Origin of the sequence: Streptococcus sp. 22.1 (assembly GCF_016648645.1) — a bacterium.
In the GTDB taxonomy this organism is placed as follows: Bacteria; Bacillota; Bacilli; order Lactobacillales; family Streptococcaceae; genus Streptococcus.
Map to the genome: position 1 here is coordinate 1 of NZ_JACLQK010000020.1, position 22,219 is coordinate 22,219.

The window sequence follows — 22,219 nt, forward strand, 5'->3', positions numbered from 1 at the left end:
TTTCTCTTCTAGACATAAAAATACCTCTTAAGTAGATTTTAGGTATTTACCTTGTCTACTTAAGAGGTATCATATCATAATCTATAGGTGGTAGTTTTATGATTTAATTATAGAGCGCTAACTTGTGAATGATGCTTAAATAAGGAATGAGTCGCTTCGTGAATATGACGAGCAGTTTCTGCATTATTCATGGTGTAGAGGTGAACGCCTGCAACATCTTGAGTAACAAGGTCGACAATCTGGTCAATCGCATAAGCAAGACCTGCCGCTCTAAGTGACTCAGGATCATGCTCATACTTATCCAAAATGGCACGGAACTTACGTGGCAAATGAATATTCTCACAAGTCTTAAGCAAACGTAGAGCTTGGTTACGATTCAAGATAGGCATAATTCCTGCATGAATTGGTACATCAATTCCAGCCAAGGTACATTTATCTTGAAAATCATAGAAACGTTCATTGTCAAAGAAGAGTTGGGTTAAAAGACCAGAACAACCTGCATCAACCTTTTTCTTAAGGTTTTGGATATCAGAGATTTGATTTGGCGAATCTGGATGCCCTTCAGGATAGCAGGCACCGATGATATCAAATTGAGGAGCTTCTTCCTTGATAAATTCAATCAAATCAGTGGCATATTTAAAGTCTTTAAGAGGTTCCACACCAGGAATGATATCGCCACGTAGGGCTAAGATACGGTGTACTCCAACGGCATCCAAGTCACGTAAGGTATCAGCAACCTTTTCTTTACTCAAATAGATAGCTGGAAGGTGGGCAATCGTTGGGATAGCTAGGTCATTTTGAATATGATCCGCCAAAGGAACCGTCGTCTCTTTGATATTATATTTGTTATTACTAGCTGTAACACTGATAAAGTGTGGAGCCAATCCTTGCATATCCTCAAGGGCACGTAGGATTTTTTCGTTACCTACTGCTGGGTTAGGTGGAAAGACTTCAAAAGAGAGTGATGGTGTTTGGCTTGTCATATTTTATACCTTCTTCTTTTTAGATTTTTGTTAAGACGAAAGCTGTTTTAAGTGCCTACTGACTTCATGAGTACAGTTAAACAATTGTTAATCATAGCCTGCTTGCAAAAATCTTTAGAACATTATTCGCTATTGAAAACCTTCTACACTTAAGGAAGAAGGTCTTCAACATATGATAACTTCCGCTTACAAGTTTTCGCGAGCTGCTTTTGCAGCTTCTACAAGCTTAATCAAGCTTTCTTTAGTTTCTTTGATTCCGCGAGTCTTCAAACCACAGTCAGGGTTGATCCATACTTTACCGCTTGGTACTTTTGCCAAGATTGCTTCGATAGTGTGGTCAATTTCACCGTCTTGTGGGACACGTGGTGAGTGGATATCGTAAACCCCAGGTCCAACTTCTGTTTGGAAGTTTTGAGCTTTAAGTTCATCCAAGATTTCAAGATTTGAACGGCTAGCTTCAAATGAGATAACGTCAGCATCTAAGTTATCGATAGCTGGGATGATATCTGTAAATTCTGAGTAACACATGTGAGTGTGGATTTGTGTGTCTGGTGCTACAGTTGAGTGTACCAAACGGAAGGCTGGAATTGCCCAGTCGAGGTAGTCTTCATACCAGTCACTACGACGGAGCGGCAATTTTTCGCGAAGAGCAGCTTCGTCAATTTGGATAATTTTCACGCCTGCAGCTTCAAGGTCAAGTACTTCATCTTTGATTGCAAGAGCAATTTGAAGAGTTGAATCCTTGATAGAGATGTCCTCACGTGGGAATGACCAGTTAAGGATAGTAACAGGTCCAGTCAACATACCTTTAACAGGTTTGTCTGTACGGCTTTGTGCGTAGCTAGACCATTTAACAGTGATTGGGTTAAGACGAGTGACATCACCCCAAATGATTGGTGGTTTAACCCCACGCATACCGTATGATTGAACCCAACCATTTTTAGAGAAGAGGTAACCTGACAAGTTCTGACCGAAGTACTCAACCATGTCATTACGTTCAAACTCACCATGAACAAGAACGTCAAATCCAACTTCTTCTTGCCATTTAATCCATTCATCAGTGATTTCAGCAAGGAAAGCATCGTATTCTTCTTGTGACAATTCATTCTTACGGAAAGCCAAACGTTTAGCACGAACTTCCTTAGTTTGAGGGAATGAACCGATAGTTGTGGTTGGAAGCAATGGAAGTTTGAAGGCATCCTTTTGAATCGCTTCACGTTCTGCAAACGCTGGCAAACGAGTGTAATCAGCTTCAGTCAAACCTGCAATACGAGCACGAAGCTCAGCATTTTCACCAACACGCTCAGTCGCAAAGAGTTCTTTGTTAGCAGCAAGTGCTTCTGCACCTTGACCATTGCGGATGGCATCCAAGTCACGCAATTCACCCAATTTTTCAACCGCAAAGGCGAAGTGGTCCAAAATAGCTGGTTCAAAATCTTCATTAGCAGTTGTAAATGGTACGTGGAGAAGTGAGCAAGAGGTTGTCAAAACAACATTTTCAGCTGGAACTTGTTCAAGAATTGCAAGGCTCTTCTCGTAGTTGTTACGCCAGATGTTTTTACCATTGACGATACCGGCATAGAGAATCTTATCAGCTGGGAAACCACCTTTAACCAATTCAAGTGTTTTCTTACCTTCAACAAAGTCAAGACCAATACCATCAACTGGCAAGTTCACAAGGTCATTGTAGACATCACGAACATCACCAAAGTAAGTTTGAATCAAAACTTCAAGGCCTTTCTTATCAGCCAAGAGCTTGTTGTAGAGGTTCAAGAAGAGAGCTTTTTCTTCAGATGTCAAATCTTTAACAAGAGCTGGCTCATCGAGTTGAATACGAGTAGCACCAAGCTCTGCCAATTTTGCAAAGACATCTTGGTATGCAGAAACAAAGCTATCTACGAAGTCTTCAGCTTTTACACCATCTTCAAAATCAGACAATTGAAGGAAAGTGAATGGTCCAACCACAACTGGACGTGTATTAAGACCCAATTCTTTTGCTTCTTGGTACTCATCAAAAATCTTGTGACCAGCAAGTTTAACTTCTGTTGTTTTTTCAAATTTAGGAACGATGTAATGGTAGTTAGTATTAAACCATTTTTTCATAGGAAGGGCACGTACATCCCCTTTTTCACCTTGGTAACCACGCGCCAAAGCAAAGTAACGTTCAAGATCTGTCAAATCCAAGTTTTGAACAGATTCAGGTACGACGTTGAAAAGGAAAGCTGCATCAAGGAAGTTATCGTAATGTGAAAAATCATTTGAAGGAATTTCAGTGATACCCTTCTCTTTAACAATATTCCAGTGTTTTGCACGCAAGTCTTTGGCTGCTGCTAAAAGTTCATCTGCAGTAATTTCATTTCTAAAGTATTTTTCTGTTGTAAATTTTAATTCGCGGAATTCACCCAAACGTGGGAAACCAATGATAGTAGTTGACATCTTGTGTCCTCCTCTTTGTTGTTGAACTTATCTTACCAAAGAAATGGGTAGCTGTATAATTGCTATTAGTTTTCTCTATATATAGTTTTAGACTATACCCTATAAAATAAAGGGTTACCGACTTCTGTTATCTCCTTTTGCTTAGATATCGTTATAGCTAATAACTATATATTGACTTACTAAATCCCTTTTTATATCAAAAAATCCCTAGACTTTTGTCTAGAGACTCTATTATTTACTAGGATCAGAACACTAAGCTCTATAAGTGCTCAGTACCCTCTCTTGAAGCCAAGATGATGTATAAGACATATTCTCACTATTGTAACTATTCCAAATAAAATAACCAAAAATTGCCAATACTAATAAGAAACAAATTCCCAAGACGGCTAACCATATGATTTGTTTCTTTAAGCTATCATACTCACTCATATAGCCATTATGAAGTTTAATGAGTTCATTTCTTTTTTTGTTACTTGACTCTTTAGCAATAGCTATTTCTAGCTCGTACATCTGGTGCTTCCATGAATTCTTAGAAGTGCCTTTTTTCATTTTATTGTTTGAAAGGTTGCTGTTGCCTTTCTCAAAGTTATTTTTTTCAGTCATATTTCCCTCTAAAATCTTCTTTTAGTCCCTATCATTATAACATATGTAAAACTATCTGAAAAGTTCATTTTTGGTTAAAATTTTGAGAAAGATAATTAAAACATGAAAAAGAACCAGAGGGAAACTTCTTATGTTATACTCTAAGTATGCATAAGAAAACTGTTATTGATTTTAAAGAACTTGGTGTCAGACAAATCTTTACAGACACCATTAAAGAACTAAAAACAAAGGACATTAAGGAAGTCAAACCCCTTTTAGATGAACTCGAAGCCTATCAAAATGAAGGTTATTATGCAGTAGGTTATGTTTCCTATGAAGCAGCCCCTGCCTTCGAGACAAAATTTCAGGTTATTGATGGTCCATTAATGTCTGAGTATCTCCTCTACTTCACTGTTCATGAAACTGTTCAAACAGAGCCTATTCCACTTACTTATGACCCTATTACCTTACCAAAATCTTGGCAAGAGCTAACTTCTGCTGAGGAATACAAGGCTGCTATTGAGCATATACACCACCATATTCGACAAGGTGATACTTATCAGGTCAATTATACTGTTCAACTTCAACAGAACCTGACAGCTGATCCCTTTGCCATCTACAATCGATTGGTTGTTGAGCAAAATGCACATTACAATGCCTTTATTCAGCACGATGACGTTTCTATCATTTCTATAAGTCCAGAACTCTTCTTTAAAAAAGATGGCGATAAGTTGACTACTCGTCCTATGAAAGGTACTACCAATCGAGGTTTAACAAGTGAAACTGACCTTGCACAAGCAAGATGGCTAGCTCAGGACCAGAAAAATCGCTCTGAAAATATGATGATTGTCGATCTTCTTAGAAATGACATGAATCGTATTTCTAAAATAGGAAGTGAAGATGTTAAGAGCCTTTGCCAAGTTGAACAATACTCTACAGTTTGGCAAATGACTTCGACAATTGAAACGCAACTCCTGACAAATAGAAGTTTATGCGATGTCTTCCAAGCCCTTTTTCCATGCGGATCTATTACAGGTGCCCCCAAAATAGCAACCATGGAGATTATTAAGAGGGTTGAAAAACAACCTCGAGGTGTTTATTGTGGGGCCATTGGAATCTTGGTGCCACAGGGACCTAGTATTTTCAACGTAGCCATTCGGACACTACAAATGGAAGAAACCAAGGCTATCTATGGTGTCGGAGGGGGGATTACCTGGGACAGTAACTGGGAATCCGAATACGAAGAAACCAAGCAAAAAGCTGCTGTTCTATACCGTCAGAACCCAAAATTCTATCTCATTTCTACCGGTCGTATTCATCAAGGAAAACTTCTCTTTCTGGAGGAGCATATAAAACGTTTACAAGAGAGTAGCCGATACTTCGACTATCCTTTCAATGCAGAAAAAGCGCACTATCAAGCCACAGCTCTGTGCCAATCACTAGATTTTGACACAGACTACCGTCTTAAATTGTCCTTTAAAAAAGATGGTGAACTGAAGTTTGAACATAGCCAATTAACAAACTTATCTGATGACTTTTACCAAGCAAGGTTAGTTGAGCAAAGATATCCGTTGGATAGCCCCTATACCTTCTTTAAAACAAGTTACCGTCCTCACCTTAGTATCGAACCTCACGAACAAATCTATTATAATCACGAGGGACAACTCCTAGAAACCTCTATCGGTAACATCGTTCTTAAAATCGAAGACCAACTCTACACACCACCAGTTCACCTCGGCCTCTTAAATGGCATCTACAGACAAAGTCTTATAGCTGAAAATAAGCTGAAAGAAAAAGTCCTGACTGTAAAAGATCTGAAACAGGCTCAGACCATCTATGGATGTAATGCGGTGAGAGGGTTGTATGAATTGAAGGTGGAGAAATAAATCAAAAAAACTGTACAATTTTTACTATTCTATATGTAAACTAATGAACCATTACATAGAAAGGTATTGATATGACCTATCAATTAAAACTAAATGATTTTGTAAATATAATCGAAAATAAATCAAGCTCTAATCCAGATGATCTGATTCATATCTGTAAACGATACAAGAATCCTAAAAGAGACTATCTCTTTGTTAATAAATATCAAGCTAAGCATTATCCTAGTCAAGCCAATACAACAATTCAGCTTTTTAAAGAACTTTACGAACAACTTAAAAATCATTTAAGTTCACAAGAACGCATACTCATCATCGCCTTTGCCGAGACTGCTACTGCCATCGGTCAAGCCATCATGCATTTTTGTTTGGAAAATGATGACCTAAACGCCGTTTTCTACCTACAAACAACACGAGAAGATTTGGATACAACTATCCAAACACTTTCATTTGAAGAAGAACATTCTCACGCAACAAATCAGAAATTGTATTACCGTGAGGTCATTCCTGAGTATGACACTATTTTGTTTATTGAAGATGAAATTACGACAGGAAATACTATTCTTAACTTCATTACTGAATTTAAAAAATTGAATAAAAGAACTAAGTATGCAGTGGCTTCCATCCTTAACTGGCAAAATATGGCTCATGCTTCTATTTATAAAGAAGAAAATATCGACACTATCTACTTGATTAAGGGACACCTTAAGGATGATGTTCCGACCATTTCTATCGATTATCAGAGTCTTCCCGAGAATAACTTGGATCAAAATGAAAAGGTTACCTTATCTTCTAAAAATAATCCACGTCTTGGATTAACTCAAACTGAATTCAGAAATTACAGCAAGTCTCTTGAGACTCTCATTTCTAAGTTAGATGACTCCCCACTAGATCGAGACTCGTATGAAGTAAGAGTAATCGGAACTGAAGAAAATATGTGGCTTCCAATTCTCCTTGCACAAGAAATTGGTGCGAAGGTTCGTTCAACGACACGAAGTCCTATAGCTATCTCAACTGAGGATAATTACCTCATCAAAAATGCTATTCATCTCCCTAGCGCATATGATAGCCAACGATCAACATATCTTTACAATGTAACTGAGGAAGTTGACCGCTACATCATCGTCTACGAAGAAATGACAAAGGCTTTCGAAGAGTCCATCAAGGAACAATTACAGCCATATTCAAGACAAGAAATTATTTTTATCCAACAATAAAACAAATATAAATAGGAGGAAACGCATGCGTTTTGTTCGCACCAGTTACCCAGCAGAAAGTGTAACTTTCTTACTACAAGATGTTAAAGGAAAAGTCCCCATCTTAGATACTGCAGAACGTGAAAAATTAAACCAGCAAGGTATCCATTATTCTGAAATGCTTCCTTTAGAATACGCACCTACAAAAACTTACATGGACCTTTACTTTAATAGCTTAGACCAACTCTCTTTTGAAACAGCATCTGCCACAGTCGCTCTTGCTGAAAAATTATGGAGTTCAAAAGGACCTGAACTTGTTCTAGTTTCACTTGCCAGAGCAGGAACACCTATCGGCATTCTCGTTCAACGTTATCTCAAAGCTAGATACGGGGTAACGCCACCGCACTACAGTATCTCAATTATACGTGGGAAGGGGATTGACTCAGCAGCTATGCATTATATCGTTGACCGTCATGCTGCTGAAAATATTCAATTTATAGACGGTTGGGTCGGTAAAGGAGCCATTAATACTGTTTTAGATGAAGCCTGTCAAAAACTTCGAGCTCAAAAGAATTTTCAAAAACTTGATAGTGAACTTGCAGTATTGAGTGATCCAGCATCGGTAACAAAGCTTTATGGAACTAGACAAGATTTCCTTATCCCAAGTGCATGTCTTAATGCAACAGTTAGCGGTCTTGTTAGTCGAACAGTTAAATTACCAACTATGACTGAGGACGAATTTCATGGTGCTATTTTTTATGAAGAAAACTTAGCTATTGATCAGTCAAACGCGTTTTTAGAAACCGTTGAAAAGCACTTTAATGATTGCGACCCCAACTATTTCTCTCCTTCCTCAGAAGAGTTAAATGAAGACTTTAAGGGTATAGATGAAGTAAAACGTATTGCGAAAGACTTTAAAATTAAAGATATCAATAAAATCAAGCCTGGTGTTGGTGAAACAACTCGTGTTCTACTTAGACGCGTACCTGATCGGATTCTCATTCGCAAAGATGCTAATCCCAAATATCTCCAACATATTTTACAACTCGCAGAAGAAAAACAAGTTCCTGTTGAATATTATCCACTTGAAAAGTATAATGTTTGTGGCATCATTAAAGAGCTAGCAGACCTATAATCCATCAGCAATTATGAAAATCATTATAGTTCGCGTTTTATCTTGACACCGCTTTAATGAATACATAGAATAGTAGTATCTTGAATAAGTTCTATATAAAGATATAGCTTATTTGGGAAAAGACTCATTGTGCCGGAAGGGGGTGACTAAATGAGTCTAAGCCTCCAACAGATTCCATTTGAACTTTGGAGAAGAAAATCGGAAAGAAAGGGCATTCGTCCACAATTTAACCCCGTCTTCACTTCCTACATCGGTGTGGAAAATCAAGGGAAATATAACGATGTCCTTGCAACGATTTATTCAAAAATTCAGGCTGATCCTCACCATACTATCTTTTTTGATGGTGAGATTCTCCTAGATGTAGATTTCGACTTCATTAATGCTATAAAAAATGAACTTGCTAATATGGATGTGACACAACTCTCAAAGCAAGATATCACTCTTTTTGAGAACTCTGATTTGAATCACGTTTTTTTAAATGCTTTTGAATACGTCGTCAATCTTGCCATAAGACAAGAAAAATTTTTAAACGATAGTGTTAAAAACAACTTTATCTGTAAACTATTACTTTATGCTCACTTATATATACAGAACTTAGATTATTCTGAATTAGATTTTCATGCAAACCATTGCTTCTACTATGGTGATATTTCGCGTCATGATATTTATTTTCTAATGCTCCTCTTTATAATGGGGTTTGATGTTATTTATATTAATCCATTGCGAGAGTGCGAGTACTGGAAAGAAATCGACTCAGATAAGCTCTGTAAAAAACATAAGAATTCACAAATATTACCCATTCAAAGTTTTCTTCAACGAGCCTCTGAAGGTCATATCATTGAAGAAAATCGCTCAATTACTTTAGAATTGGAAGAGCAAATTGAAAAAGAGCTATTCTCAAATTCAGGTATCTATCGTCCTTGGCAATTTCGTAATGGTACGACTTCTCCAATTTTTTTCAATGGTACCTTAATCGATCTTGAACAAAACTGGAAAGCCCCAGCAAAACTCAGACAAGGCTTTAAAACACAAGGGAAAACCGTCTATGTTCCTAGTTTCTTCTTTGACATTGAAGGTGAATATAAGAATTCAGACGAATATGCAAACCTCATTAAAACCTGTATAGAGCATCCAAATAGTCTATTTCTATCCTCAACAGCTAACTTCAATCTCATTAGTCCAGGTGTTGAAGAATCCGATAAGTTTCAATTGACATTTTGTCAACTAAGCAATGGTAAATTTGATATAGAAGAAATCATGAAGTTGCCTTTCTATCGTTATTCATCATATAATGATGAAACTGAAAAATTCATCCTTTCAAAAATCAATGAGACTATTGATGACCATCGTTTCTTTAAAAAACCGATTTCTTCCAAAGAAGAAATTTTGGACTTTGCTATGATGATATTAATGTTAGATAAAAAAATCATCAGAACTATTGACAGTTTCGATTTTACCAACGATATTCCCAAACTAGTTATTTTTCTAGAAGAGGAAGAACAAATTTCAAAACGTCAGGCTTATTTAATTGCTTACCTTAATAAAATTGGATTTGATATTGTCATCTTTTCACCAGCTGGTTTATCTAACTTAAATAGTTATATTCAAAGTGATTACTTTAATTCCATCCGTTTAGATAAAATAAACTATGAGCGTCGACTATCAGATTTAAAATACAAACAGAGGAAGCAGAACTTTTTTAGTAAATTTTTTAGTTAAGGAGACTATCAATGGCTATTAATACCGGAGAATTCGGTGCTACTACGACCGGATCACCTACAAATGAGATGCAGATGACACAACCAGAAGTCTTAACAGACAATGTTGCTTATAAGCAACGTCTGCGAGCTCTTCCAGAGGTTCAAAATCTAACCAATGAAATAGATATCACAAATGTTAATTCCATCCTTGCATTTGGTCAAAAACCTAGCGAGGGAATCTCTCAAACTTCAGATATGCTACTGTCTTCGATGCAACGCGTTAATACTGAAGAAGCCTCTCGTATGCTGACACAACTTACAAAGATTATGGATAAGTTCGACATCAAAGAGCTCGAAAATCCAGAAAACGCATCTATGCTTCAAAAGTTATTTGGCAAGATTAAAAATTCCATTGATAAATTGTTTGCCAAATATGAAGATATGGGAAAAGAAGTTGACAAGATTTATGTGATTTTAAAACAATATGAATCTCAAATTCATCAAACACAAGAAGATCTTGAAAAACAATATCGTACTAATGTTGCATATTATGAAGAACTCGAGAAGTATATCGTAGCTGGAGAGCTCGCTCAAGAAGAAATCGAAGCTTATCAAGCACAAATGATGCAACGAACCGATCTTACTGAACAAGAAAAGCAGACTCAACAACAGAAACTACAAATGATTAAGGATATGCTAAACCAGCGTACTTATGACTTGCAGATTGCTGAAAATGTTGCAATGCAAACTTGTCCCATGATACAGACGATGCAGATGGCCAACTTTAATCTTATGCGTAAGATTAATTCATCATTTATTATCACCTTGCCAATTTTCAAACAATGTTTAGTACAGGCTATTCAACTAAAACGACAAGAAATCCAAGCGAAATCAATCAGTCAATTAGATGAAAAAACGAATGAGCTTCTACTACGTAACGCTCAAAATACAGCAACTCAGTCTGTAAATATTGCTCGTATGGCTGGTGGTAGTGCGGTGCAGATTGAAACCCTACGATCAACCTATGAAACAATCAAAAAAGGTATCGATGAAACCAAACAAATTAGTCAACAAATTGCTGAGAAACGCAAGACTGATTCCGTTGAGTTGGAAAATATGAAGGCGGATATGGCTGAAAAAGGGTTTATTAGCGCGCATTAATTATATGGAGGGAAATTATTATGGATTTCACAAGACTTAATAATGGTTCGCAACCATCACTTAATTTATCAAAAGGTAATGTGCTTGACCTTACTAAACAAGCACCAGCACTCAAGAACTGTGTTCTAGGTGGTGGTTGGGATATGGCCGTTGCTGGACCCACTGCAGACCTTGATTTGGCAGCTTTTCTTATTGAAGATAGTGGACGTGTGACACAAGTTCCACAAGACGTCATCTTCTTTAACAATATGTCTGCTCCTGGAATTCGACTCGAAGGAGATAACCGTACTGGTGAAGGTGACGGTGATGATGAACGTATCCAAATTAATTTAGATGCCATCGAACCACGAATCACTCGTATTATCTTCTTCATGACAATTTTTGAAGCCGTTAGCAAAAAGCAAACTTTTGGTATGATCAAAAATGCTTTTGTTCGCTTGCTTGATGCAGATAATAATGATGCTGAAATTTGCCGTTATCAGTTAACCGATAACTATTCTGCAGATACTGCTGTTACAGCCTGTTCCTTAAACCGTGGACCAAACGGTTGGCAATTTGAAGCTATTGGTGAGGGAACAATTGCTGACCTCAATGGACTTTTGTCTCGCTATATGTAATACACTTAGGAAAGGAAACTATTATGGGACTTTTTGATAAACTACTTGGAAACAATTCAAACACACCAACAAACAATGGGCCTGAAGCGCCAGCACCGACTTTTGAGACTCTTTCTCAATCTTCACAAAGTCAAGGACGTGAAGTAAGCCTTGACCTTAATAAGTCAGGTATCCTTAATCTCCAAAAGAACGATTTCTTGAATCTTTCTAAGACACAGTCTACTTTAGAGAATATTCGAGTTTCTGCTGGTTGGGATGTACAAACAAAATTATTTGGTTCAGATTTTGACCTTGACCTTGTAGCTTTTCTCATAGATGAATCAGGTCGTCTAACTCAAAAAGCTACAAATGTTGTCTATTATGGTGATAAATCCTCTCAAGGTATCCACTTGGATCACGATAACCTTACTGGAGCAGGTGATGGTGACGACGAAAATATGTTCGTAAACTTTAATCAAGTCTCATCAGATGTCAAACAAATTGTTGTTGCGGTTGTCATTTACTCTGGTAAAGAACGTAAACAAAACTTTGGTCAAGTACGTAATGCATATGTTCGTTTAGTTGATGAATCACAACGTCCAGAACGTGAATTGGTTCGTTTCAACCTTACAGAAGACGGTGGTAATGCAACTGCAGTTAAATTTGCTGAGTTGAACCGTACTGATAACGGTTGGACATTTAAAGCCGTAGGTGATTATTTCAAAGCATCTATTGGTGAACTCGCAAAAGCATATCAATAATTTAATGTAAAGGAAGAAGAAAAATGGCTATTAATTTTACAAGTTTGGGTGGAGAAGTTTCAACACCAACTGAAGTCACACCTACACAATCTGGAATCTCACTAAATCTCGAAAAAAATACGGTCCTAGACCTTGCCAAAGCTGCACCTAGCCTCAATAATGTTGATTTATGTGCTGGTTGGGATATTGCTGTAAGTGGTGTCGACTTCGATTTAGACATCTCTGTTTTCTTATTAAATGAAGCAGGTAAGATTACTTCTGCTTCTGACGTTGTCTTCTACAATAATCCAGTAGCAAATGGTATTCAATTAAACGGGGATAATCGTACCGGTGCAGGCGAAGGTGATGACGAAACCATCACTCTAAATCTTCAAGCTGTCTCACCAACAGTTAATAAGATTGTCTGTGCTGTAACCATTGACCAAGCACTCGCACGTCGTCAAACATTTGGTATGGTAAATAACTCATACGTACGACTTGTGAATAAGGATACTGGTTCTGAACTATGTAAATTCCAATTAAAAGATGACTACTCTACTGATACAGCTGTTGTATTTGCCGAATTAGTACGTAATGGTGCTAGCTGGGCATTTCACGCTATTGGTCAAGGAAAACAAGCTGACCTTAATGGAATCGCAGCTCTCTTCAGTTAATAATAGAATTCTTTAGTTATCAAGATACTTATTTTTACTAAAATCACCCCAGAAAGTATTAATTCTCTAAAGAATATTTCTAGAAAGGATACAAACCTTAAATGAAAAAATTTAAAGGCTTGACTTCTGCTGAAGTTCAAGCAAGTAAAAACGCCCATGGCGATAATAGGCTTTCTAGTAAAGAGGCTAACTCGCTCCTCTCAATCTTTATCGAAGCCTTCCAAGATCAATGGATTCTTATCCTCTTGGCTGCCTTAGGATTAAAAATCATCTTCAACTTTGTTGGAATGATTTTCCCTTCTATTGGTGAAGCTAATTGGTACGAGGCTATCTCACTAATTTTCGCCATTTTGATGTCTACAGGATTCTCAGCAGTCTCACAATACCGAAATGAGCAAAAATTCAACACTCTTCAAGAAGAGGCTTCGAAAACTAATGCTAAAGTTTATCGTGATGGTAAACTTAAAGAAATTCTCGTTGATGATATTGTAAAAGGTGATCAAATTCTCCTTCAATCAGGGGACAAGATTCCAGTTGATGGTATCATCTTGGAAGGTGAGTTAAAAGTAAACCAAGCTGTCCTTAATGGTGAAAGTGAAGATGCTAAAAAACTTCCTCTTGGTGATCAAGCAGAGCCAGACTCTTCCGACCTCTTTACAGAGCTCAAAGTCTTCCGTGGTACAGTTGTTACTTCAGGTGAAGCCGTTATGGAAGCTACACAAATTGGTGATAATACCGTTCTAGGAAGCATCAATACTTCTCTTCAAGAAGATAGTAAAGATTCACCATCCAAAGAAAAACTCAACAAGCTTGCTGGAAACATCGGTGTCCTCGGTTATAGTGCGGGTGCTGCATATTCAGTAATCAACCTTGTTTTAGGCTTTATTGCACTTAATAAGGCTAATAACCTCAATGGTGGTTCAATCTTCCTTCTTATCATTGAAACGATTCTCTTTGCGGTTACAATCATCATCATGGCTGTTCCAGAAGGTCTACCAATGATGTTGGCACTCGTTTCTTCAATGAACTCAGGTCGACTTTTAGCACAAAATATCTTGGTTCGCCATCCTGATACCATTGAAACAGCCGGATACATGAATATCCTCTTCAGTGATAAAACTGGTACCATCACAGAAGGTAAACTATCTGTAGTTGACTTTTTCCTTGCTGATGGAACACTTTATGCGGCTACTGGTGAAACTGATGCACCTGATTTTGACACAATGTCAGATAGCCTTAAAGCTGAAATGATTAATGGTATCGGTCTTAACAACGATGCCATGGTAGCTGATGGCAGTGCTGTTGGTAGTAACGCCACTGACCGTGCACTTCTTGATTTCCTTATTGGTCGTTCTCAACTTGATTTCGATACGAATAAAATTACTGAGAAGCAACAATTCAACTCAGCAACAAAATTCGCAAGTGTAACGACTAAGGACGGAAAAACTTACATCAAAGGTGCTCCAGAATTCATCCTAAATGACTGCTACTACTATCTTGATAAAGATGGTAATAAACAAAACTTTACAGATGATATTAAAGCTCGTTTCCAAGAATTGTCATTGGAACAAGCTAACCGTTCAATGCGTTTGCTTGCTATCCTAAATACAGATGGTAATGATAAAGTCTTGATTGGTATCGTATGTATCCGTGATAACGTTCGTTCTTCAATTAAACAAACTGTTGAAACAATGAACCGTGCGGGTGTTCAAGTAGTTATGGTAACTGGTGACCGTAAAGAAACCGCTGTTGCTATCGCTAAAGAAGCCGGTATCGTCACTGGAGAAAATGACCTTGTCCTTACTCACGATGAACTCTCTGCCCTCTCAGATCAAGAACTTAAACAACAATTGCCTCACTTAAAAGTGGTAAGTCGTGCCCTTCCAATGGATAAAAAACGTCTTATTGAGGCAGCTCAAGACCTTGATATGGTCGCTGGTATGACAGGTGATGGGGTCAATGACTCACCTGCCCTTAAATCAGCTGATGTCGGATTCTCAATGGGTGATGGTACTGAAGTCGCACGTGAAGCTTCAGATATCGTTATCTTGAATAACTCATTGACTTCGATTGAAAAAGCCGTCCTCTATGGACGTACTATGAGTAAGTCAGTAAGTAAATTCATTATCTTCCAGTTAACCGTAAACGTGACGACTATTGCCATGTCACTTCTCTCACCACTTTTGGGTCTCAAAGAGCCATTTACAATTATCCAAATTCTCTGGATTAACCTTATCATGGATACACTTGCTGCCCTTGCATTTGGTGAAGAGCCTACGCTAGACCGTTATATGAATGAAAAACCAGTTCCTAAGAAGGCAAACATCCTTACTGGATATATGAAATCTGCTATTGGTGTAGCCAGCGTCTTCATTACTCTTGTATGTTTAGCCATTCTTAAAAATGTTGGTGGTATCCAAGACTTTATCACAAATGGAACTGGCAACTTTGAAATGGTAACAACATTCACATTTACAGTGTTTATCTATGCTGTCATCTTCAACTCACTTAACACACGTAGTAATGGATTCAATGTTTTTGAACATATCGGCGAAAACAAGAAATTCTCAATTGTAATGATTTCTATTGCTGTCGTTCAAACCTTGATTATTCAATTCGGTGGTAAAGTATTTAGTACCGTTCCAATGGATGTTGAACACTATATCGTTGCTCTTCTTATCGCAGTTTTGATTATCCCTGCAGATTTTATCCGCAAGGCTCTTACAAAGAATAAGTAACTAGTTGACTAAAGACTAAGTAACTTATAAAATAATACAGAGGATTAGGTTTTATTCCTAATCCTCTTTTTAAAAATAGGAAGGTGTCTTATGATTTTTGCAACCGACTTAGATCGCACAATTATTCATTCATCAAAATTCGTCGATAATGCTAGTCAAGTTAAATGCATTGAAATACTAGATGATAAAGAAATTTCATATATGTCGCATTTAAGTATAGAACTGATTAATAAAATAAAAAATAATCCAAGTATTCAACTCATCCCAATTACAACACGTTCTTACGCGCAATTTAAGCGTGTACAGCCAGTTCAAAATCTTCCTTATGCTGTTGTTGCAAATGGAGGTATTATTCTCCATAACGGAGAGCCTCTACCAGAATGGGAGAAACACGTTGACTCAATATGTCGCCGTTTAGAGGATCAATATACAAACATACTTAAACTTTTAAATCAGTATAAGACACACTTAACAAAAGAACCTGTTCTTATTGATGATATCTTCTTTTTTACAAAGATTTCTGACGATAAAACTATCATCAATTACATCGATGAAGCTATGACTAGAGAACTAGAGGGAACTGAGTGGACACATACTATTCAAGGACTCAAACTCTATATTATCCCTAAAAAGATATCAAAAGGGAATGCTCTACTCTTTCTAAAAGAGAAATTAGAAGAGGACTTTGTGATAACTGCAGGTGATGGTAAAATGGATCAAACCTTTTTACCTCTTGGCAATGTAAGATGTATTCCTAATCAAAGTGAAATTTATCATCTGTTAGATGATAAAGAAAAATATACCATCGTCCCAGAAGGTTTAGTTGGCGCAGAAAAAATTCTTCAGCTTGTTCTAGATTATTCTGTGTAAGAGGAGTTACAATGAAGTACAAAATGAACAACCTTGAATATAAAAAGTCCCCTCAAGATTTTTCAAAAAATACTCAAAAAGAATTACTACAGTATGCTGTTGGCCCACTTTTATATATTCCTGCTACACACGAAAAACTTCTATATTCCATACTTAAAACAACAGAAGCCTCAATCTGTATTGATCTAGAAGATGCCATTGGTGATAATACTGTGCAACAGGCTGAGTTAAATATTTTATCTTGTTTGCAACAATTAAAATCTATGCTTGCATCTGGTGAAATCACTGTACAAGAATTACCATTAATTTTTATTCGTATAAGATCTTCACAACAGCTTAAAGATTTTGGAACAAAGTTAGGTAAACAGTTACTAAATTTAGTAACTGGCTTTAATCTCCCTAAATTTGATACAAGTTGTGCTCAAGATTACCTTACTGCATTTCATGAAGTTCAACACCTAAGCCAAGAGAATCTTTATTTCATGCCTATTTTTGAAACTGAAGCCATAATGAATAAAAAAGGCAGAATTGAAGAATTAGAAGCACTTTACCAGACACTAAAGCCTGTTCAACATTACATTCTTAATATAAGGGTTGGTGCAACAGATTTTTCAAATCTTTTCGGTATTCGCCGCACCATTAGTCAAACGATTCATATGGTTCAAGTTATTGAGGACTGTTTAGGGGATATTATTAATATCTTTGGTAAAGATTATGTCTGTTCCGCACCTGTCTGGGAATATTTTGGTTCTAACGACTCAGATTTTAAGGAAACTCCAGCATGGTTAACAGGCTTAAAAAATGAAATTGTGTTGGATCAACTTAATGGGTTTATTGGAAAAACATGTATACATCCCTCGCAACTTCAGGCTGTTCTTGAAAGTCTAGTTATTAGCGAAGAAAATTACGAGGATGCTCTCAAAATACTTGGTATGGATGAAACTCTGGTTGGTGTTACAAAAGGTCATATGGGAAATAAAATGAATGAAGTAAAAACTCATATCAAATGGGCCAAAAAAATGGTTAACCTAGCAACCATTTATGGAGTACGAAAATCTAATTATAATTAGTGTGTATAATTCAAATACTCCTTCTCTAATTACATAAAGTCACTAGTATTTAACTAGTGACTTTTTTAATAGAAGCAACAATAAAAGGCTTATTAAAGCCTTTTTGTTATATCCTGATTTTTTATTAAGTAACACTACTTAAACTGACTAGGAGTCCCTGTATAACCTGCCCAATCCTTACTATAAAAGCGGTCGTTCAAGTTATAGCTAGGTGCAGGTGTTGGATTACTTACAAATGGATCAACAGCCTTGTCAAAGGCTACCCACCCTTTCCATCCCATATGAATGGTGTCTTGCATAAAGTAAGGTTGATCTCCATCTTTTGAGAAGTCTGCAATATTGGTAAAGCCTTGACTTTCCAATTGATAACGGATTTTAGAAACCGTAGCATCATACATTTCTTGACTAAGTCCCGTATAAGCCATCCACTTGCTATTAACAGGTGGGATGACAAAAATGACATTAGTATTTGACTTAGCAAATTGATTTAGCACCAACTGTAGGTCACCGTATTCTTGTGAAACTTCATAAGAAAGATTTTTCTGGAAACCTTTAAGTTTACCAATCTTCTTAGACAAACGTTTCTTATAGAAACGGTCATCGATACCAAAGTCGTTTGACTTAGTATGAGCTTCTGCATCTCTTACAGCAACCTGATCAAGTGCCTCATAAGAGAGCTTGTCTGGCAACTCTTTAAGATAAGGAAGAACTTTCTTCTCGTAATTAGCGTTACTTGATGCTGCTAAAGGACTAAACAAGGCATCTTCTCGCTTATTAAGCTCTGCCATAAATTGAATATAAGTCTTATCAAGTGAATTTAACTCTTGCCCCTTAGCCACTTTAGAAAGTTGAGATTTCATAGTAATCTCAGGCTTCATCTCTAAGATACGTTGAGCTGCATACTGAGAATTTGCATCCGTCTGAGTTTCACTTAAGAAACTACTAAGTTGGTCGTTATTGTAGAACTGCTGAAAAGCTGCAGAATTATACCCCTTTTTAGTAAACCATTGTGGAGACAAGACGTACACAGCTGTGCCGTTTTGTAATTCTGGAAGGATTTGTTGCATTCCCAAATATTGGTTTAGAGATGCAGCACCACGTTGTCCAATAAAGTATGGGCGATAGTTACGGTCGTACTTTTCAGCTAAAACAGCTGGATGAAGAGCATCAAAACGCAACCACTCACTTGACCCAAAGAAAGGGACAAATCGATGCTTCTTATCTGAAAGAGCTGTAGTTTTGTTCATCCGACTCTTAAAGTTTTCATTTGTCAGTGTTACTGCACTACGTTTTTCAGCCACATAACTATGTTTTCTGCCTTGTGGGTAGGCATATATAACTACCACTACCAAGACCAAGGCACAAATTACTGGACCAAAAATCTGCCATAAACGCTTAAGCATTGCGAAGCTCCGTTACCCCTTCAACAATCTTATTAGCTGTGTTCCAGTCATCACGACCAAATTCTGAAACTGGTACACGAATATCGAAACGTGATTCCAATTCAACGATTAGCTCAACTGTTCCCATTGAATCGAGAACACCAGCATCGAAAAGATCTTCGTCCATCATGTCAGAAACATCTTCCATGAAGAGTTCATCAATAATTTCAATAACTTCTGATTTTACATCCATTTTTATAATTCCTTTACTTATTTTTTAGTGAACCAGAGGTCATTCAAGAATCCAGAGAAAATCAAGAATGACAACATAACAGTGTTAAATGTAATAAAGATTCCCAAAGCCTTCGTCCATCTATTTTCAGGAAGTGGCTCAAGACCAGCTTTCTTACGTTCTTTATTAATGGTCTTCTTCTTGCGCAACCAGGCATCATTAAGTCCTAGACCAATACCATGGAAAATACCGTAAGCAATGTAGTACCAAGTAACCCCATGCCAGAATCCCATAACCATCATATTAATGACATAGGCCACATTTGACGTCGTGTTACGATTTTTGAAAACTTTATTTCGCATCAAAACCATAACCAAACGCATAAAGACAAAGTCACGGAACCAGAAAGACAAGCTCATATGCCAACGATTCCAAAATTCTTTCAAGTCTCGTGAGATGAAAGGTTTGTCAAAGTTGATTGGGCTCTTTATCCCCATAAGGTTTGATGCTGCCAAGGCAAACATCGAGTAACCCGCAAAGTCAAAGAAGAGATCAAAACCGAAAACATACATGACACCAAGTGTTGGTAAATTAAAGATACCACCTTGAGCTAAAGCTTGTGTTTTCAGTGAAGGTAAAAGCATACTTCCAAAAATTTGAGCCAAGACAAATTTATAGAGAAAACCGAGCATAATATACTTGACAGCTTGCTCCAACATATTCATCAACTCATCTCTCTCAGGAATCGCTTGGTAATCTTCGTTAAAGCGTTTGAAGCGATCAATAGGACCACTCGTAAAGGTTGGCATAAAGAGCATGAATCGGAGGAATTCTCCAAGTGTAAACTCTTTTAAGACACCATCCCGCATCTCGATAATCATACCAACTGATCGGAAGGTCAAGTAAGAAATACCAAGAAAGTTTAAGAGTGACTGAGTACCATTTATCGCAGGCTCTACCTTAACAAAAATCAAGGGAAGGACTACTAGAAATGAGTGTAAATAGAAAACCCATTTATTGTCCTTTTTACTGCGGTAATGTTTGTAGGAATAAACCCAGATGATTTGCCAAACGATATAGAAAAGTAAGGCTAGTAATTGGCTAGCATGTGTTCCTGTCAGAGCGAGAACAATAAAGGCTAGACTGACCAAACATTCATAAATCGCAAAACGCTTTTTATAGAAGAGACCCACAAAGATTGGCAATAGAGCTAATCCAAGATAGATAAAATAGAAGGGGTTACCGTAGGCTTCTAAATGGGGGAGCTGTTTCAAGAAGTCAATCATCGGTTGTTAACCTCACTGATAAGACCCTTGATATCAATTTTCCCATTTGGTGTTAAAGGCAAGCTCTCACGATAGAGGAATTTAGTAGGCATCATATAAGACATCATGATATCTTCTAAGTCAGCCTTAATCGCCTTGGTGATATCAATTTCACGTTCAAACTGCTCACGAACACCATCCTTAAGAATCACATAAGCCAAGAGATTCTGAACCTTATGGTCTTTATTGTAACGTGGCACAGCCACTGCTGAATCAATATACTTAGACTTATTAAGGTTTTGTGAAACATCCTCTAACTCAATACGGAAACCATTAAATTTAATCTGGAAGTCCATACGACCGCCGTAAAGAAGGAGACCTTCATCAGTCATCGTTCCTACATCACCAGTATGGTAAGCAGGAAGGCCATTAAACTCGAAGAAGGCTTCCGCAGTCTTTTCAGGATTGTTCATATATCCTTTTGAAACTGCTGGTCCTGATACGATGATTTCACCCTGTTGACCATTTGGAAGGATATTGCCATCCTCATCGATAATATAAGTCGGTGAATCTTCCTTGGTATAACCAATCGGCAAACGCTTAAGGTTAGCCAGCATCTCATCAGTTACTGCTACTGCTGATAAGGCGACAGTTGCTTCAGTTGGTCCGTAAGCATTGATAATACGTGCTTCTGGGAAACGTTGGCGAAGCTTTTGAGCAGTCTTGACAGTCAACTCTTCTCCATCAAAATAGAAATGCGTAATTTCTGGCATCTTCTCTGCATTGAAGTCTTCAGACAACATTGCCATATCTGCAAAAGATGGTGTTGATGTCCAAATAGCAATTGGAAGTGAGAAGATCGTTTCAAAGAGCTTCTTGAAGTCCTGTGTAATAGCTGAAGGAAGCGCATAGAGTGTTCCTCCAAGTGCCAATGTTGGTGCCCAGTACATTACCGATAGGTCAAATGAATAAGGTGGTTGAGCCAGCATTTGAGGACGTTTTGGAGTCGCAAATTCCTTGTCCGTAATCATCCAGTTAGTGAAACTAAGGAGATTATTGTGTGAAATTTGTACCCCTTTAGGCTTACCTGTAGTTCCTGATGTGAAGATGATGTAATAAGTATCATCCCCCTTAACAGGATGAGTCACTTCGTAGCTAGTCTTGCTTTCAAAAGCTGTTGTCACTTGATCCAATGTTAGGATTGGAGCTTGGACATCCTCAAGTGGGAAGTCATTAATAGCAATAATCAGACTAGGCTCTGCTACTTCAACGATAGCCGTCACGCGCTCAAGAGCTGAGTGACTGTCAATTGGAATATAAGCGTGACCAGATTTAGTCAAAGCGACAAAAGTTGCCAACATTTCATACTCTTGACCGCCATAAACCACAACAGGTGATTTTTCTGGAATATCAAGACTATCAATCTTAGCTGCCAAGCTATCTGAGTCAGCCTTCAAGTCGCCGTAAGTGTGAACTTCCCCTAAAATATTGTAAACAGGAAAGTCAGGTTGTGATTGAGCAAACTGCTCAATCGTTTCAATCATATCTTTAATTTTTGTATTCGTCATTATTCTTC

General features: G+C 37.5%; 18 protein-coding genes. 11 read left to right on the forward strand and 7 right to left on the reverse strand.

What is annotated here, in order from left to right:
* Positions 1-107 precede the first annotated feature (107 nt).
* The 3 genes from metF to H7U04_RS09060 form a co-directional block, all read right to left on the reverse strand.
* Positions 108-983: a methylenetetrahydrofolate reductase [NAD(P)H] gene (gene metF, locus H7U04_RS09050; protein ID WP_021144026.1), complete on the reverse strand. Its 876-nt coding sequence runs from the start codon at positions 981-983 to the stop codon at positions 108-110.
* Positions 984-1,169: 186 nt separating this feature from the next.
* Complete coding sequence (metE, locus tag H7U04_RS09055) at positions 1,170-3,419, reverse strand: 5-methyltetrahydropteroyltriglutamate--homocysteine S-methyltransferase (protein ID WP_004182386.1); 2,250 nt, start codon at positions 3,417-3,419, stop codon at positions 1,170-1,172.
* Between the two features lie 252 nt (positions 3,420-3,671).
* Positions 3,672-4,022 (reverse strand): hypothetical protein, encoded by a 351-nt coding sequence (locus H7U04_RS09060; protein WP_037600816.1) that lies wholly within the window; start codon positions 4,020-4,022, stop codon positions 3,672-3,674.
* 146 nt (positions 4,023-4,168) lie between these two features.
* On the opposite strand from H7U04_RS09060, the gene pabB reads away from it, so the two are divergent.
* From pabB to H7U04_RS09115, 11 genes are all read left to right on the forward strand, one after another.
* On the forward strand, positions 4,169-5,887 hold the full coding sequence (pabB, locus tag H7U04_RS09065) for an aminodeoxychorismate synthase component I (RefSeq protein WP_201059698.1): 1,719 nt from the start codon (positions 4,169-4,171) through the stop codon (positions 5,885-5,887).
* A 71-nt stretch (positions 5,888-5,958) separates the two neighbouring features.
* Complete coding sequence (locus H7U04_RS09070) at positions 5,959-7,101, forward strand: phosphoribosyltransferase domain-containing protein (protein WP_073690009.1); 1,143 nt, start codon at positions 5,959-5,961, stop codon at positions 7,099-7,101.
* 25 nt (positions 7,102-7,126) lie between these two features.
* Complete coding sequence (locus H7U04_RS09075) at positions 7,127-8,215, forward strand: cysteine protease StiP family protein (protein ID WP_073690008.1); 1,089 nt, start codon at positions 7,127-7,129, stop codon at positions 8,213-8,215.
* A 150-nt stretch (positions 8,216-8,365) separates the two neighbouring features.
* On the forward strand, positions 8,366-9,934 hold the full coding sequence (locus H7U04_RS09080) for a YceG family protein (RefSeq protein WP_073690007.1): 1,569 nt from the start codon (positions 8,366-8,368) through the stop codon (positions 9,932-9,934).
* An 11-nt stretch (positions 9,935-9,945) separates the two neighbouring features.
* Complete coding sequence (locus H7U04_RS09085; protein ID WP_048790423.1) at positions 9,946-11,076, forward strand: toxic anion resistance protein; 1,131 nt, start codon at positions 9,946-9,948, stop codon at positions 11,074-11,076.
* Between the two features lie 20 nt (positions 11,077-11,096).
* Complete coding sequence (locus H7U04_RS09090) at positions 11,097-11,693, forward strand: TerD family protein (protein ID WP_070656036.1); 597 nt, start codon at positions 11,097-11,099, stop codon at positions 11,691-11,693.
* Positions 11,694-11,716: 23 nt separating this feature from the next.
* On the forward strand, positions 11,717-12,433 hold the full coding sequence (locus H7U04_RS09095; RefSeq protein WP_110981462.1) for a TerD family protein: 717 nt from the start codon (positions 11,717-11,719) through the stop codon (positions 12,431-12,433).
* 23 nt (positions 12,434-12,456) lie between these two features.
* Complete coding sequence (locus H7U04_RS09100; RefSeq protein ID WP_048790426.1) at positions 12,457-13,086, forward strand: TerD family protein; 630 nt, start codon at positions 12,457-12,459, stop codon at positions 13,084-13,086.
* Between the two features lie 101 nt (positions 13,087-13,187).
* Positions 13,188-15,824 (forward strand): calcium-translocating P-type ATPase, PMCA-type, encoded by a 2,637-nt coding sequence (locus H7U04_RS09105; RefSeq protein WP_110981463.1) that lies wholly within the window; start codon positions 13,188-13,190, stop codon positions 15,822-15,824.
* A gap of 90 nt (positions 15,825-15,914) precedes the next feature.
* A complete protein-coding gene (locus tag H7U04_RS09110) occupies positions 15,915-16,694 on the forward strand; it encodes an HAD family hydrolase (protein WP_073690087.1) in 780 nt (259 codons plus the stop codon).
* An 11-nt stretch (positions 16,695-16,705) separates the two neighbouring features.
* Positions 16,706-17,764 carry an HpcH/HpaI aldolase/citrate lyase family protein gene (locus H7U04_RS09115; protein ID WP_073690086.1) on the forward strand — a complete coding sequence of 353 codons (1,059 nt, stop codon included), beginning with the start codon at positions 16,706-16,708 and terminating at the stop codon, positions 17,762-17,764.
* Positions 17,765-17,898: 134 nt separating this feature from the next.
* On the opposite strand, the gene dltD is transcribed toward H7U04_RS09115, so the two are convergent.
* Genes dltD through dltA form a run of 4 tightly spaced genes read right to left on the reverse strand, consistent with a single transcriptional unit; the run spans position 17,899 to position 22,211 of the window.
* Positions 17,899-19,167: a D-alanyl-lipoteichoic acid biosynthesis protein DltD gene (dltD, locus tag H7U04_RS09120; RefSeq protein ID WP_073689332.1), complete on the reverse strand. Its 1,269-nt coding sequence runs from the start codon at positions 19,165-19,167 to the stop codon at positions 17,899-17,901.
* Positions 19,160-19,399, reverse strand: coding sequence for a D-alanine--poly(phosphoribitol) ligase subunit DltC (gene dltC, locus H7U04_RS09125; RefSeq protein ID WP_002891149.1), 240 nt, complete (start codon positions 19,397-19,399; stop codon positions 19,160-19,162). Before dltC ends, dltD begins: the two co-directional genes overlap by 8 nt.
* Before the next feature lie 17 nt (positions 19,400-19,416).
* The gene (gene dltB, locus H7U04_RS09130) at positions 19,417-20,664 is read right to left on the reverse strand and encodes a D-alanyl-lipoteichoic acid biosynthesis protein DltB (protein ID WP_073689331.1); all 1,248 of its coding nucleotides are present in this window, start codon (positions 20,662-20,664) and stop codon (positions 19,417-19,419) included.
* Positions 20,661-22,211, reverse strand: a complete 1,551-nt coding sequence (gene dltA, locus H7U04_RS09135) for a D-alanine--poly(phosphoribitol) ligase subunit DltA (protein WP_004182015.1) — start codon at positions 22,209-22,211, stop codon at positions 20,661-20,663. Before dltA ends, dltB begins: the two co-directional genes overlap by 4 nt.
* Positions 22,212-22,219: the final 8 nt, after the last annotated feature.

Bases quoted from the DNA above. Each gene is read 5' to 3' on its own strand.
- H7U04_RS09105 (WP_110981463.1), top strand. From the start codon at position 13,188: ATGAAAAAATTTAAAGGCTTGACTTCTGCTGAAGTTCAAGCAAGTAAA.
- dltC (WP_002891149.1), bottom strand. From the start codon at position 19,399: ATGGATGTAAAATCAGAAGTTATTGAAATTATTGATGAACTCTTCATG.
- H7U04_RS09070 (WP_073690009.1), top strand. From the start codon at position 5,959: ATGACCTATCAATTAAAACTAAATGATTTTGTAAATATAATCGAAAAT.
- H7U04_RS09110 (WP_073690087.1), top strand. From the start codon at position 15,915: ATGATTTTTGCAACCGACTTAGATCGCACAATTATTCATTCATCAAAA.
- metF (WP_021144026.1), bottom strand. From the start codon at position 983: ATGACAAGCCAAACACCATCACTCTCTTTTGAAGTCTTTCCACCTAAC.
- dltB (WP_073689331.1), bottom strand. From the start codon at position 20,664: ATGATTGACTTCTTGAAACAGCTCCCCCATTTAGAAGCCTACGGTAAC.
- H7U04_RS09080 (WP_073690007.1), top strand. From the start codon at position 8,366: ATGAGTCTAAGCCTCCAACAGATTCCATTTGAACTTTGGAGAAGAAAA.
- H7U04_RS09075 (WP_073690008.1), top strand. From the start codon at position 7,127: ATGCGTTTTGTTCGCACCAGTTACCCAGCAGAAAGTGTAACTTTCTTA.
- H7U04_RS09115 (WP_073690086.1), top strand. From the start codon at position 16,706: ATGAAGTACAAAATGAACAACCTTGAATATAAAAAGTCCCCTCAAGAT.
- H7U04_RS09085 (WP_048790423.1), top strand. From the start codon at position 9,946: ATGGCTATTAATACCGGAGAATTCGGTGCTACTACGACCGGATCACCT.
- H7U04_RS09090 (WP_070656036.1), top strand. From the start codon at position 11,097: ATGGATTTCACAAGACTTAATAATGGTTCGCAACCATCACTTAATTTA.
- H7U04_RS09060 (WP_037600816.1), bottom strand. From the start codon at position 4,022: ATGACTGAAAAAAATAACTTTGAGAAAGGCAACAGCAACCTTTCAAAC.
- metE (WP_004182386.1), bottom strand. From the start codon at position 3,419: ATGTCAACTACTATCATTGGTTTCCCACGTTTGGGTGAATTCCGCGAA.
- dltA (WP_004182015.1), bottom strand. From the start codon at position 22,211: ATGACGAATACAAAAATTAAAGATATGATTGAAACGATTGAGCAGTTT.
- pabB (WP_201059698.1), top strand. From the start codon at position 4,169: ATGCATAAGAAAACTGTTATTGATTTTAAAGAACTTGGTGTCAGACAA.
- H7U04_RS09100 (WP_048790426.1), top strand. From the start codon at position 12,457: ATGGCTATTAATTTTACAAGTTTGGGTGGAGAAGTTTCAACACCAACT.
- H7U04_RS09095 (WP_110981462.1), top strand. From the start codon at position 11,717: ATGGGACTTTTTGATAAACTACTTGGAAACAATTCAAACACACCAACA.
- dltD (WP_073689332.1), bottom strand. From the start codon at position 19,167: ATGCTTAAGCGTTTATGGCAGATTTTTGGTCCAGTAATTTGTGCCTTG.